Origin of the sequence: Micromonospora rubida, assembly GCF_009908295.1 — a bacterium.
Lineage (GTDB): Bacteria > Actinomycetota > Actinomycetes > Mycobacteriales > Micromonosporaceae > Micromonospora > Micromonospora rubida.
In genome coordinates this window covers 142,221-155,371 of record NZ_JAAALO010000001.1, presented here as the reverse complement: position 1 = coordinate 155,371, position 13,151 = coordinate 142,221, and the positions used below count along the sequence as shown (strand labels likewise).

General features: G+C 71.6%; 13 protein-coding genes. 9 read left to right on the top strand and 4 right to left on the bottom strand.

Features of this window, described 5'->3' with window-relative positions:
- Positions 1–63 precede the first annotated feature (63 nt).
- Together GVV04_RS00740 and GVV04_RS00735 are read left to right on the top strand one after the other, a co-directional pair.
- Positions 64–654 carry a hypothetical protein gene (locus GVV04_RS00740; RefSeq protein ID WP_161683779.1) on the top strand — a complete coding sequence of 197 codons (591 nt, stop codon included), beginning with the start codon at positions 64–66 and terminating at the stop codon, positions 652–654.
- Positions 644–1,243 (top strand): copper resistance CopC family protein, encoded by a 600-nt coding sequence (locus tag GVV04_RS00735; protein ID WP_161683778.1) that lies wholly within the window; start codon positions 644–646, stop codon positions 1,241–1,243. The genes GVV04_RS00740 and GVV04_RS00735 overlap by 11 nt, the downstream gene beginning before the upstream one ends.
- A 79-nt stretch (positions 1,244–1,322) precedes the next feature.
- Here the strand turns inward: GVV04_RS00735 and GVV04_RS00730 are convergent, their stop codons facing one another.
- Both GVV04_RS00730 and GVV04_RS00725 read right to left on the bottom strand, forming a co-directional pair.
- Positions 1,323–2,198 carry an SDR family NAD(P)-dependent oxidoreductase gene (locus GVV04_RS00730; RefSeq protein WP_161683777.1) on the bottom strand — a complete coding sequence of 292 codons (876 nt, stop codon included), beginning with the start codon at positions 2,196–2,198 and terminating at the stop codon, positions 1,323–1,325.
- 25 nt (positions 2,199–2,223) lie between these two features.
- Complete coding sequence (locus tag GVV04_RS00725) at positions 2,224–2,784, bottom strand: carboxymuconolactone decarboxylase family protein (RefSeq protein ID WP_235965526.1); 561 nt, start codon at positions 2,782–2,784, stop codon at positions 2,224–2,226.
- Positions 2,785–3,133: 349 nt separating this feature from the next.
- On the opposite strand from GVV04_RS00725, the gene GVV04_RS00720 reads away from it, so the two are divergent.
- A complete protein-coding gene (locus tag GVV04_RS00720; RefSeq protein WP_235965525.1) occupies positions 3,134–4,213 on the top strand; it encodes a carboxymuconolactone decarboxylase family protein in 1,080 nt (359 codons plus the stop codon).
- Between the two features lie 454 nt (positions 4,214–4,667).
- On the top strand, positions 4,668–5,447 hold the full coding sequence (locus tag GVV04_RS00715) for a helix-turn-helix transcriptional regulator (RefSeq protein ID WP_201752773.1): 780 nt from the start codon (positions 4,668–4,670) through the stop codon (positions 5,445–5,447).
- A gap of 200 nt (positions 5,448–5,647) precedes the next feature.
- On the opposite strand, the gene GVV04_RS00710 is transcribed toward GVV04_RS00715, so the two are convergent.
- The gene (locus GVV04_RS00710) at positions 5,648–6,349 is read right to left on the bottom strand and encodes a maleylpyruvate isomerase family mycothiol-dependent enzyme (RefSeq protein ID WP_161683775.1); all 702 of its coding nucleotides are present in this window, start codon (positions 6,347–6,349) and stop codon (positions 5,648–5,650) included.
- Positions 6,346–7,437, bottom strand: a complete 1,092-nt coding sequence (locus tag GVV04_RS00705; protein ID WP_161683774.1) for an SDR family NAD(P)-dependent oxidoreductase — start codon at positions 7,435–7,437, stop codon at positions 6,346–6,348. Before GVV04_RS00705 ends, GVV04_RS00710 begins: the two co-directional genes overlap by 4 nt.
- Positions 7,438–7,670: 233 nt before the next feature.
- Between GVV04_RS00705 and GVV04_RS00700 the strand changes: the two genes are divergently transcribed.
- From GVV04_RS00700 to GVV04_RS00680, 5 genes are all read left to right on the top strand, one after another.
- Complete coding sequence (locus GVV04_RS00700) at positions 7,671–8,657, top strand: DUF1702 family protein (protein WP_161683773.1); 987 nt, start codon at positions 7,671–7,673, stop codon at positions 8,655–8,657.
- On the top strand, positions 8,654–10,021 hold the full coding sequence (locus GVV04_RS00695; RefSeq protein ID WP_161683772.1) for a cytochrome P450: 1,368 nt from the start codon (positions 8,654–8,656) through the stop codon (positions 10,019–10,021). The genes GVV04_RS00700 and GVV04_RS00695 overlap by 4 nt, the downstream gene beginning before the upstream one ends.
- Before the next feature lie 223 nt (positions 10,022–10,244).
- A complete protein-coding gene (locus GVV04_RS00690) occupies positions 10,245–11,087 on the top strand; it encodes a helix-turn-helix domain-containing protein (RefSeq protein ID WP_161683771.1) in 843 nt (280 codons plus the stop codon).
- Positions 11,088–11,219: 132 nt separating this feature from the next.
- Positions 11,220–12,083 (top strand): NADP-dependent oxidoreductase, encoded by an 864-nt coding sequence (locus tag GVV04_RS00685; RefSeq protein ID WP_201752772.1) that lies wholly within the window; start codon positions 11,220–11,222, stop codon positions 12,081–12,083.
- A 231-nt stretch (positions 12,084–12,314) separates the two neighbouring features.
- Positions 12,315–13,046, top strand: a complete 732-nt coding sequence (locus GVV04_RS00680; RefSeq protein WP_161683770.1) for a hypothetical protein — start codon at positions 12,315–12,317, stop codon at positions 13,044–13,046.
- The last annotated feature ends 105 nt before the right edge of the window (positions 13,047–13,151 follow it).

Below are 13,151 nucleotides of genomic sequence, written 5' to 3'. Positions count from 1 at the left end.
CTGTCCCCGTTCCCACGGGTCGTACGGCGGACTCCCTCGCGTTTTCACGGAAGGTGCCTAAAGATGACCCAACCCCTTACCGCCGCTCCGTCGTCCGGGCTGCTCGCGCGGCTCAACGGAGCCCATCACAAGGCGGCCCTGAACGGCTTCCTCATCATCGTGCTGGCGCACTGGGCCGAGCACCTGGTCCAGGCGTACCAGATCTGGGTGCTCGGCACGCCACGGCCGCAGGCGCGCGGGGTGCTGGGCCAGTTCTATCCCTGGCTGGTCTCCTCCGAGTGGCTGCACTACGGCTACGCCATCGTGATGCTGGTCTTCCTCTTCGCGCTGCGCCGCGGTTTCGTCGGCCGCGCCCACACCTGGTGGGTGGTGGCGCTGGCCATCCAGTTCTGGCACCACATCGAGCACTTCATGCTGCTGTGGCAGGTGCAGAGCGGCACCATGTTCTTCGGCCAGAAGGTGCCGACCAGCATCCTTCAGCTGGTGCTGCCGCGGGTCGAGCTGCACCTGTTCTACAACTCGATCGTGTTCATCCCGATGGTGGTCGCGATGTACCTGCACCTGCGGCCGAACCGGCGCGAGCAGGAGCTGATGACGTGCAGCTGCATCGTGCACCGCGTCTCCAGCCAGTCCGTCGTGCCCCATGCCGCGTGAGCTGAGCCTCCCGTCCGGCGGCCGTCGACGGGCGGCCGTCGCGGCCGTGGTCGCGGCGGTCGCCGGGCTGCTCGCGCTCACCCCCGGCGCGGCTCGGGCCGACGGCGGCCTGGTCTCCGCCGGCCCCTCGGCCGGCGCGGTGCTCACCGCCGCGCCGGCCGAGGTGACCCTGGACTTCGACGCCGGCGTCGACGAGGGGCAGTCACACGTCGCGGTGCTCGACGTCGAGAGCCGGACGGTCACCGACGGCGAGCCGACCAAGGCCGGCTCCACGCGGCTGCGGCTGCCGGTGAGCATCGGCGCCGCCGGCGACTACACGATCGCGTACCACGTCACCTTCACCGACGGGTCGACCGCGACCGGGGCGCACCGGTTCAGCGTGGGCACCGGCGTCGCGCCGGCCCCGCTGGACGACGCGGCCCGCCAGGCCGGCGAGAAAGTGGTGGTCGGGCACGGGCACGGCATCGACGGATTCAGCGCCTTCCTGCTGGTCATCGACGGCGCGGTGCTGGCCGTGGCCCTCGCCCTGCTGTGGCTGCGTCCGCGCGGCGGGCGGGCCGCGTCCCTGCGCCTCGACCCGCAGACCTGACGGGCGGCCCGACGTGACGGCACCCGGGGCAACGGAAAGCGGCGCCGACGACATCCGTCGGCGCCGCTCGTGCCCGCGGTCAGGGGACGGGGAAGAACGCGCGCACGAACTTCTCCCACCCGCGTTCACCGATCATCGCCCGCATCTTCGGCAGCAGTCGTGGCGGCATGCCGAGCCGGTAGCGGATGCGCGGGTTCGGGGTGGAGACCGCCGTCTCGAGGACCTTGGCGACGTTCTCCGCCCGGACCGCGATCTTGCCGCGCAGCGGCGGGTTGTCGCTGAGCCGGTACGCCTGGTGCCAGTCGACGAAGTGCTCCCAGAAGTCCCGGTACAGCGCGGGGTTCTCGTGCGAGTCCATGCCCAGGTCGGAGACGCTGTCGGGAACGAAGCCACCGAGGATGGGCGCCGGCTGGAGCACCACCACCTTGATGCCGAAGGGAGCCACCTCGAGGCGCAGCGAGTCGCTGATGGCCTCCAGCGCGTGCTTGGTGGCCTGGTAGTAGCCCCGGCCGGGGGTGGCGAACATGCCGAAGATGGACGACATCATGATCACCCGCCCGCCGCCCTGCTCGCGCATGCCGGGCAGGACCATCTGGGTGAGCCGGCACAGCCCGAAGACGTTCGTCTCGAACTGGGCGCGGACCTGGTCCATCGGGGTCTCGCCGATGGTGCCGTTGAGGCTGTACGCGGCGTTGTTGATGAGGGTGCCGACCGCACCGTGCTCGTCGGTGATCCGCTTGACCGCCGCGGCCATCGACTCCTCGTCGTTGACGTCGAGATAGAGCACCGTGATGCCCTCGTCGGCCAGGTCGGCCAGGGCCTCCAGGTTGCGCCCGGTGGCGTAGACCGGCCAGCCGGCCCGGTGCAACCGCAACGCGGTCGCCTTGCCGCTGCCCGAGGACATGCCGGTGCCCGACGAGGCGCCGGTCAGCAGGATTGCGCGTGACTGGGTCATGATGAGATCCCTTCCCGGCCGGGAGTCACTCGTCGGACAGCCGCGCGATGCGGCTGCGGTCGACGGAGGAGCCCAGACCGGTGGCGTCGACCAACCGGTTGATGAACGCGAACAGGCAGGCGCAGAAGACCGCCTCCAGCATCTCGGCGTCGCTCCAGCCGGCGGCGGCGGCCTTCGCCCAGTCCGCGTCGGTGATCTTGTACGCGCCGGTGCTCACCTTCGTCACCAGCTGCATGAGCGGCATGGTGCGCTCGTCGACCGGCAACTCCTCGGCGGTGTTCGCGTCCGACACCGCCTCCAGCAGTTCGTCGCTGCCGCCGAACTGGCTGAGGAACCAGCTGTGCGTCCCGACGCAGTATGGGCAGCCGTTGAGCTTGGACGTCCAGGCCGAGATCAGTTCCTTGATGTGTCGGGGGAGCGTGTCACCACCGAAGACGCCGCCGTATCCGGCGAGCACCACCGCGAGCAGCCGCGGATTGGTGGAGGTGAGCCGGAACATGTCGGGCACGAACGGCAGCCCGGTGACCGCCTTGATTTCTTCGTAGAGTTCGGCGGTGCGTCCCTCCGCCTGATCCTCGTCAATCATCGGGACTCTGACTCCCGGTTGTTTCGTCGTCGTTTCCATGAGCCTTCTCCTCGTTGCTCGGGCGACGTCGGGCCGGCCGCGCGACATTGCGCCCCGCAACGAAGTGGGAGCGCTGTCGGCACCGGCCGCAGCCATCTCCGACGGGGCTGCGGGGCGACACGGAAACGCCGACGACGGCGGTCGGGCAGCGATTCCGCTGGCCCATGATGGCACGTCTCCGCAGGTCCGAGGCTCTCCCAGGTTGCCTACTGCAGCCGTCCCCGGATGAACCGACGGCGCGGTTCGACCGCACTGAGTACTGGATGAAGGCACTTTTCGCCGATAGCCTGTATTCAATTCACAGAGATGGATGAGGTACGTGATGCCGGCAAGTGTGCTGCGACCGGTGCTGGGCGCGCTCGGGTTGACGCAGATCCGATACGTCGACGCGGTGCGTCGGGGTCGGGCGAGTGGCCTGGTGGCCGAGGTGTACAAGCAGGTGGAGAGGGACTTCGGCGTGCTCGCGCCGCCGGTGGCCCTGCATGCGCCGGCTCCCGAGGTGCTGGCTGCCGCGTGGATGCTGCTCCGGGAAACGCTGGTCGTTCCCGGCGCCGCCCCGCGGGCGGCCAAGGAGGCGGTGGCCACCGCGGTCTCGTTGGGCAACGCCTGCCCGTACTGCGCGACCATCCACAACAACGCGCTGGACCTGCTCGGCGGCGGCGCCGGCCCCGACAGGCCCACCCGACCAGGCCCGGAAGGTGACGTCGGTGCGGCGGCGCTGGAGGAGGTCGTCGCCTGGGCGATGCCCGCGGACGGGCGGACCCGGCCGGACCGGCCGCCGTTCCCCGCGGCCCAGATGCCGGAGCTGGCCGGGGTGGCGGTGCTGCTGCACTACCTCAATCGGGTGGTGAACGTGTTCCTGCGCGACGTGCCGCTGCCACCGGGGGTGCCTGAGGTCGCCCTGCCCATGGTGCTGCGGGTGCTCGGCCGGGCGATGATGAGCGCGTCGCGGCGCCCGCACGATCCGGGCAGGTCCCTGGACCTGCTGCCGGCCGCGCCGCTGCCGGCAGACCTGTCCTGGGCGGCCGGCAGCCCGGCGATCGCGGAGGCGTTCGGCCGGGCCTGCGCCGCGATCGACGAGGCGGGACGCCGCTCGGTGCCCGAGGCGGTTCGCGACCTGGTGCTGGTCAACCTGGTCGGCTGGCGCGGCGGTCCGCGGGGGATCAGCCGGGACTGGGTGGAGGAGCTCGTCGGTGGGCTGTCCGAGAAGCAGCGCCCCGTCGGCCGGCTGGCCCTGCTGGTGGCCTTCGCCTCCTACCAGGTGGACCCGGGGGTCTTGCGTAGCTGCCGGCTGGTCGGCGCGGACGACCAGACGCTGGTCGAGATCTGTTCCTGGGCGGCGATGGCGGCGGCCCGGTGGCTGGGTGGCCAGCTCCCGGCCCCGCACTGATCATGTCCGGACACGACGCGCATCGGCGAACAATTCGGATAATCGCTGCGACTGTCAGATTAAGTCACGTCGCTGCGAGTAAGAACGTTGAAAACTACCGTATTTATTGATCTCCATGCATGGTATCGTCCTAACCCATCCGGACCACTTAGGACACTTACAGTAAGGACGGTTCGAGAGGTTTCGGCCCGCACTTACGCTAGCCGACCACACCGGTGAACTGGCGATTCTCCACAGTTTTCACCGGATGATCGAACACCTGTTCCGATACGGCGCGACGACGAAGTCGTGGCGACCCTGGGCAGGACCACGCCGCCGGTCGTGGGGACAGCCCCACGACCGGCGCCCGGCGCGCGGGCACGTCGTGTCAGGATGCGGCCGGAGTGTCTCCAACGTGTTCACCGAATGGAGTTGATTCGCCGTGCACAACGCCGTCGAAAGAGCCATCACGATCATGTGGGATCGTTACCACGAACCGCTGTCGCTCGACGCAATGGCCGATTCAGCCTTTCTCAGCCGCTTTTACTTCTCCCGGCTCTTCCGGTCCAAGACGGGCACCTCGCCAGGCCGTTTCCTGACCGCGATCCGGCTCTACAAGGCCAAGAACCTGCTGCTCGAGACGGACATGAGCGTCACCGACATCGCCTACGCGGTCGGCTACAACAGCCTGGGCACCTTCATCAGCCGGTTCACCCGCAGCGTGGGCATCTCGCCGGCCCGGTACCGGTGGCTGGCCGAGCACGGCATCCCGCAGCTGGCCCGCACCCGCACGGCCGGCCCGCGCCGCCGCGCCAGCATCGGCGGACGCCTCGTCCTGCCCCAGGTGGACGTGCCGGTCAAGGTGTACGTCGGCATCTTCGACAGCCCCATCGTGCAGGGCCTGCCGGCCTCCTGCGACATCCTGGAGGCCTCTGGCGAGTACATGCTGCGTGACGTGCCGGAGGGGGAGTGGTACCTGCGCGCCGCGGCGATCGCGCTCGACGACATCGCGGCCCGGCCGTCCATGCGCCGGCCCCTGGCGGTCGGCTCCCACGACGTGCTGACCGTCGCCGTCGGCGACGAACTCACGGTGGATCTGGAGCTGCACCACACCGGGGTGTTCGACCTGCCCATCCTGATCGCGCTGCCCGAACTGGACAGCAGCGCACCCGGCGGCCGGACCCGGCACGGCTTCGCCCGCAACGACCGGCGCGCCACCCGGTCGTCGCGGATGCTGCACGGGGCCAAGTCGTGACCGCAGCCACCGGGCGGCGGCGACCCCGCACCCGGGGCCACGGACCGGGCGGCGGCGTCGCCACCGGGGGATGAGGGCGCGGGCCGCGCGGGACCCGGCAACGAGCCCTGAAAGACCTCCCAGGGGGAGGGGAGCAGGCCGGTGGGACGGGGGCACCGGTCGGCCGGGACGCCGACCGGCGCGCACGTCGCAACCGGCGTTCAGCGTGCGGTTTCGGCGCCGGCAGAATCCGGCACCCGGAACGGCCCCCAGGTGAACGCCGGCAGCCAGCGCCCCGGATCCGCGCTCCACCACAGCGACCGGATCTGCGCCGTGGTGCGGCGACCGGCCAGCGACAGATAGACCTCGTACCACGGGCCGGACATCTCGACCGCAGGCTCGCCCGTTCCCGCCACGCGCCGCCCGTGCTCGGTCTCGACCGCCAGCGGCGGCAGGCCGTGGCCGTCGAGCGAGGCGGAGAGCCCCGTCAGCAGGACACCCGAGGCCACCGGCAGCGCCGGGTGGTCGACCGGCGGCGGCACGCCCAGCGCCTGACGCAGATCCAGCTCGTGGGTGAACGCGTCCATGACCAGGATGTGCCGGTCCATCGAACCCGGTCCGGCGAGGAACTCCTCCACCGGCCCGCTCAACCGCTCCCACTCGTCGAACAGCTCCGGCATCCCTCCCGCGGGCACCGGCCCGGGGGCGGACCCGGTGGCCCGGCCGTGCACCCGCGCGCAGATCTCCACCAGATGCGCGACGAGATCCCGGACCGTCCATCCCGGACAGTTGGCCACCGGCCACGCGTCGGCCTCCGGAGGCGCCTGGGCCAGCAGGGCCGCCGTGGTCTCCCGGACCTGGCGGTAGGCCGCGACGGCGCGGGCCTCGGACGAGGGGGTGGGGTGCGGTTCTGCGACGGTCATGGTCGTGCCTCCTTCCGCGGCGCTGCCGCGGCTCGAACGGACCCCGCCGCGGGCGCGGCGGGCTCGGCAGGTGCGGCGGCTCGGCCGGCCTGCGCCGCCGTGAGCCGCCCCGTACGCTGCAGCCAGCGCACGGTGTCGGCGAGCGTCTCGGTGAACGGCCGGGGCTCGGGCCCCGCCGACCGCGCCGCGTCCTCCGGGCGGGCGTCGCAGGCGCAGACGTAGCAGGCGCCGTACTCGGCCGGGATGTGCCACGGCCACACCCGCTGCACCACGTCGGTGGCGTAGGCGAAGGGCAGCATCGCCCGGGCCGGCAGGAACAATGTGGGCAGCCGCCGGCCGGTCACCTCGCGCACGGCCCGCACGTAGTCGCGGGTGCGCAGGTAGCGGCCCGGGCCGAGGTGCCGGTCGCCGACCTCGCCCGGCCCGGTGGCCAGCTCCGCGAGCAGCGCCGCCGTGTCCCGCACGTCGCCGACCGGGAAGCCACCGGTGGGCCACATCGGCATCAGGCCGCGCAGCACGTTGCGCAGCCGGGCGTTCTGGTCGCCGAGCTTCGGGTCGTCCGGGCCCAGCAGGGCGGGCGGATAGGTGATCACCACCGGGTCACCGTGCGCCTGGTGCTGCCGGGCGACCCGCTCCGCGGCGGCCTTGCTCGCCAGGTAGGTCTCCCGGGCCGCGCTCGGCGGCGACTGCGGGCCCACCGTCCCGGCCGGGGACGGCAGCAGCGCGCCGAACGTCGACACGTGCACCGAGCGCCCCACCCCGAGCCGGCGGGCCGCCCCCAGCACCACCTCCGTGCCGCGCACGTTGGTGCGCCGGGTGGCCGCGTGCCACCGGCTGTCGAACGAGTAGACCGAGGCGGCGTGCACCAGCGCGTCGACGCCGCGGACGGCCCGGGCCACCGCCGTCTCGTCGGTGACGTCGCCGTCCGCGACCTGCACGGCATCGCTCGGCACCGACAGCGGCGACAGGGCCGGGGCGACCCGGTCGGGGTCGCGGGCCAGCACCCGCACCCGGTGTCCGGCTGCGGCGAGCGCCGCCACCGTGTGCGCGCCGACGAAGCCCGTACCGCCCGTCACGAGTACCAACATCGCGAGTTCCTCTCCGCCCGCGACCGGTGTGGGACGCGCGGCGCGTCGCGGCTGCCGGGCCTGGCGGGCGGCTCGATCGTGCCCCGCCCGGCGGCGGCGAACTACTCCCAGCGTGCCGTTGTCCTGGCCATTCCACCGCAGGTCAGAGGGCAATTGGGAAGTGGTGTCGGGCGCCGCTCGGCCGGGAGGATTGGGCAGTTGGATCGTCAATCCTGGATGAATGGGAGCAGCAGGTGGCCGGCACCATCAGGGCGCTCAGGCGCCGCGTCCTCACCCCCGACGTCAAGGAGACCCTCGTCTCCACCCGGGGGTTCCACGACAAGGGGCCGGAGGCCCGCACCATCCTGGAGACGGTCGGTTCGTCGTTCCTGACCGGGCTCTCCTCGGCAGCCGGCGCCCGCCGGGTGACCGACGTCGACACCGACCTCGCCGAGCTGCCCACCCGGTTCCAGGGGTTCGCCTACGAGGGTGCGGCCATGGGCTTCGCGCTGGTCGACGCGCTGATGCCGGGCACCCCTCGGCGCAGCGCCGAGTTCCTCGCCGGCACCGGCGACCGGCACATCTACATGGCCTACGTCGGGTTCGGCTGGGCGCTCGCCCGACTGCCGAAGTTCCTGTGGCGGCGGGCCCTGGCGGCCGCCACCGATCCGTTGCTGCGCTGGCTCGTGCACGACGGCTACGGCTTCCACCAGGCGTACTTCCACACCGACGAGTACGTGCACGGCCGGCGCGCGGTGACCGACTTCCCGTGGCCGTCCGAGGGCCCGACCTCGTACGCCGCCCGCGCCATCGACCAGGGCATCGGTCGGGCCACCTGGTTCGTCGCCGGGTGCGACCCGAAGCTCGCGGCCGACCTCATCGACCGGTTCGAGCCTGCGCGGCACCAGGACCTCTACAGCGGCGCCGGCCTCGCGGCGACGTACGCGGGCGGCTGCACCGAGGACGAACTGCGGCTGTTCCTGACCCGGGCGGGCGAGCACGCCCCGTTCGTCGCCCAGGCCTCCGCGTTCGCGGCGCAGGCCCGGATCCGGGCCGGGCTGCTGGTGCCGCACACGGAGCTGGCGGCCCGGGTGTTCTGCCGGACCTCCGCCGCCGAGGCGGGCCGGATCACCGACGAGCTGGTACCCGCCGGCCCGGCGGCCGACGGCCTGCCCGCCTACGAGGTGTGGCGGCGTGCCGTGGCCGAGCGGTTCCGGGTCGGCGCGAGGGTGCAGCCGTGACCGCCGTCGCCGACCGGGGTCGGCTGCGCCCGCCGGGGCCGTCGCCCTGGACGGCGCCGGTGCTGCTCGGGCGGATGGCCCGCAACCGGCTGGACGTCATGCGGGCGGTCTCCGCCCGGCACGGCGACGCGGTCCGGCTGCCGCTGGGGCCGAAGACGCTCTACTTCTTCAACCACCCCGACCACGCCAAGTACGTGCTGGCCGAGAACCCCGGCAACTACCACAAGGGGATCGGGCTGGTGCACGCCCGTCGCACCCTCGGCGACGGCCTGCTGACCAGCGAGGGTGAGCTGTGGACCAAGCAGCGCAAGGTGATCCAGCCGGTGTTCCAGGCACGCCGCATCGCCCGCCAGGCCGACGCGGTCGCCGAGGAGGCGGTGCGGATGGCCGCCCGGCTGCAACGCGCGGCCGGCGGCGGGCCGGTCGACATCCGGCACGAGATGACCGAGCTGACCCTCGGCGTGCTGGGCCGGACCCTGCTCGACGCCGACCTCAGCGAGTTCGGCGGGCTCGGCGAGGCCTTCGAGGCGGTCCAGGACCAGGCGATCTTCGAGATGATGTCGCTGAGCACCGTGCCGACCTGGGTGCCGTTGCCCCGGCAGCTGCGCTTCCGCCGGGCCCGCGCCGAGCTCCAGGAGATCGTCGACCGGCTGGTGGCGCACCGGCGGGCGCAGCCCGGCGGCACCGAGGGCCGCGACGACGTGGTGTCCCGCCTGATCGAGTCGACGGGCCGGGAGACCGACCCGGGGGTGGCCCGGCAGCGGATGCGCGACGAGCTGGTCACCCTGCTGCTGGCCGGGCACGAGACTACCGCCAGCACCCTCACCTGGGCCTTCTACCTGCTCGACCAGCACCATGAGGTGTGGGAGCGGATGCACGCCGAGGCCGTCGAGGTGCTCGGCGACCGGAACCCGGTGTACGAGGACCTGCACCGGCTGCGGTACACCGCGATGGTGGTCGACGAGGTGATGCGGATGTACCCACCCGTGTGGCTGCTGCCGCGCGTCGCCCAGGCCGACGACAACGTGGGCGGGTGGCACGTGCCCGCCGGCGCCGACCTGGTGCTGTGCCCGTACACCCTGCACCGGCACCCGGAGTTCTGGCCCGACCCGGACCGCTTCGACCCGGACCGCTTCGACCCGGACCGGCGCACCGACCGACCGCGGTACGCCTACATCCCGTTCGGCGCCGGCCCGCGCTTCTGCGTCGGCAACAACCTCGGGCTGATGGAGGCGGTGTTCGTCCTCGCCTGCGTGGCCCGCCAGCTACGCCTGACACTGAGCCCCGGCTACCAGGTGGTGCCGGAGCCGATGCTGACCCTGCGGGTGCGGGGCGGCCTGCCGATGCACGTCCACGAGGCCTGACCCGTCCGACCCGTCGATCCAGGCGCAACCGGTGCTTCCCGCCGGTTGCGCCTCGTCGTGTCCGCCCGGGGGCCGGGCCGCCCGACCTCGACAGCCGCAGGGCACCCACATCACGGATGGCTCCGCTGTCGTTCCGGAGGCGTACCGTTGCGGACGGTGACGTCGCCGGTGGTAGTGGTCGGCGGCCCACCACCCAGACCGCCACATTGCCTGGGGAGTTCTCATGCCAGCACGCGTCCGTATCCTCGTGGCTCCACGATTCCCCGCCGAATTGGCCCGGCTGCGCCGCCAGCGCGGCATGTCGCTGCGCGACCTGGCCCGGCGCGTCTACTACAGCAAAAGCTACCTGCATGATCTTGAGGTCGGCCGAACGCCGCCGACCAGCGACGTCGCGGGCCGCCTCGACACCGCCTTGCAGGCCGGTGGGCAGCTCGCCGCGATGGTCATCGAGACGCCGACCGTGACCACACCCGACGACAACCAGCGGATCGCGCACGTGATCGCCCAGCCCACCGACCTGGACGCGGTGACCGTCCGTCTCCTCGCCGACGTGCTGGCCGCGCAACGTCGCCTCGATGACGCGGTGGCCGCGCCGCTGATGCTGCCGTCGGCCGTTCCGCAGTGGCGTACCGTGCAGGAACTCGCCGCGCAGGCCGGGGGCCCGCACGCCCCCGAGTTGCACACAGTGGCCGCGGAGTGGACGCAGTTGTTGTGTTCTCCAGAATCCGGGTGTCTCAGGAGACGCTTCGGGGCTGTCCGTCATCGGGCCTGGTTGGGTCGGAGCCGGCAGGGCGTTGATCCGTCGGCGGCGAGCATGCGAGCACCTACCGATGACAGATGTCGCCGTACTGGTTCCGCTACAGAGTCAGGCACGCCGACGTACGAAGATCCGCATACCGCAGCAGCCGCGTGCCTGTTTGCCACCCGCCCACCGGTCCGCCGCGCCACCGTTTACGCTCGGTCACCAGCACGCAATCGGCCGACGCCGGATCGTGGCATGACAGGACGATCATCCGGGAAACCGTGCGGCCGAGGACATCCGACTGCGTGCCGACGGCAAGGGTGATCTGGGGCACTTCCCGTGCCGGGGCGGAATCGACCGTCCGGCGGACCGGTTTCGTGCGGAGAGTGGCCATCATGTCGGGGAGGGACTTTCGTGCGTGCTATCCGAATCGATCGTTTCGGCGGGATCGACACGTTGCGGGTCGACGAGGTTCCCGAGGTCGAGCCGGGAGACGGCGAGGTGTTGATCCGCGCGATCGCGACCAGCATCAACCCGGTCGACGACAAGACGCGGGAAGGCGCTATCGGCGAAGGGACGCCGCCGCTGCCAATGACGCTTGGCTGGGATCTGGCCGGTGTGGTGATCGACGGCGGCGCGAGCGGTCTGCGGACCGGGCAGCGGGTTATCGCGATGTCGCACCAACTGGGCACGGGCCGGGGAACATGGGCCGACAGTGTGGCGCTGCCCGCTGATTCGGTGGCACCGGCACCGGCGTCAGTCAGCCTCGTCGAGGCGGCCACCCTGCCATTGCCCGGGTTGACCGCCCTTCAGACGCTGGACTGGCTGGCCGTGTCGGCGGGTAAACGACTGCTCATCGCCGGAGCCGCCGGCGCGGTCGGAGGCCTGGCCCTGCAAATCGCCCGCGCACGAGGCGCGCGTGTGGACGCCCTGGTCTCCCGCGAAGTCCACCTCGACTTCGTCAGGGACCACGGCGCGGAGTTCGCCACCACCGACCCGACCACCCTGGCCGACCGCGGCTACGACGCGGTCTTCGACACCTTCGGCGCGTTCGTCACCGACGCCGTGGCCGACGGCGGCCGGTACGCCTCGATCGCCACCCAGGCCGGACCGGTCCCCGACCTGTCCGCGAGGAACGTGCGGACCACGGTCAACCAGGTCCGTGAGGACGGTGCCGGGCTGCGTGAACTCACCAGGTACGTCGACCAGGGTGCTGTGACGCTCCGCGTCGACTCCACGTTTTGGATCCACCGAATGCGTGCCGCGCACGAGCGTTTCGCACAGGGCGGTCTGAAGGGAAAGGTCGCCGTGGCCTTCTGACAACACCCGAACACCACCCCCACGGGATATGCGTAACCGGCCCGTCACCGCCCTGTTTTTCACCGGGCCAACTCTCCGAGACGCGCCACCAGTGCTGGTCCGTCGCCCGCGCCGACGTCCGCTCGTCGGCAGATCCGGAAGCCACTCGGACGGCTCGCCGTCACCCAACGTAATCGTTGAGTCGTCGGCGCCTCGCCGCCGAGGTGGAGCGCTGTCGATGAGGGGTCCGCGGTGGCCCGGCGGCAAGATCGCGCTTTCCAGGCATTTCGCGCCGGCGGGGTCGCTGTCGTCGAAGAGGCAGTGGTTCAGTTTGCCGAACCGCAGCGAGATGCGTGCCTTGCGGAGCAGGTCGTATTCGGTGCGGGCGTCGCCTTGGCGGGCGAGCGCGGTCTGCCGAATGGCGCGGAAGGTGCTGGACATCCGCTCGGCGGCCGGGCCGGAGCCGATGCTGTAGCCGGCGTGGTGTTCGTCGTAGAGCTCGCGCAGGTGGGTGAATCTGGCCTGATCGAGTGCCGTGTCCAGGAGCGCCGCCCAGGAGGTGTCGGTGGCGGCGTAGCCGGGGGTGCAGCGGTTGGCCAGTGCGCGGACAGCGACGTGCTTGAGTTGGATGCCAAGGGCGATCTCGGAGCTGGGCTCGGTGCCGGTGAGCATGGCCATGGTTTGCGGAACATGTGCGGTGCGACGTGGCCGTCGGGGATGGTCAGGCCGGTCGAGCTGCTGGTGTCGTTGATGTGGGCGATGAAGTTCGTGACGACGACGCCGCTGCGGAATCCGGAGTCGCTGGATCCGTCGCCGAGGCGGCCGGCCCGGTCGTTAACGCTGCCGAAGATCAGTTCTGGGTGGTTGGAGAGTTGCTCGGCGACCCGGATCGCTTCCGCGACAGGTTCGATGATCCACCAGTGCTCACGCGGCTGGTCGGGGTCGTGCTTGCGTTTGATCGAGGCGACGGCGGGCGCGCCGTAGAACTCGCCGAGTGCGCCGCGAGTGATCTCGCGGATCTCGGAGTCGCGCATCATGCTCAGCGCGGCGACGAAGCAGTAGCAGGCCGCCCGCAGCGCGATGGATTCG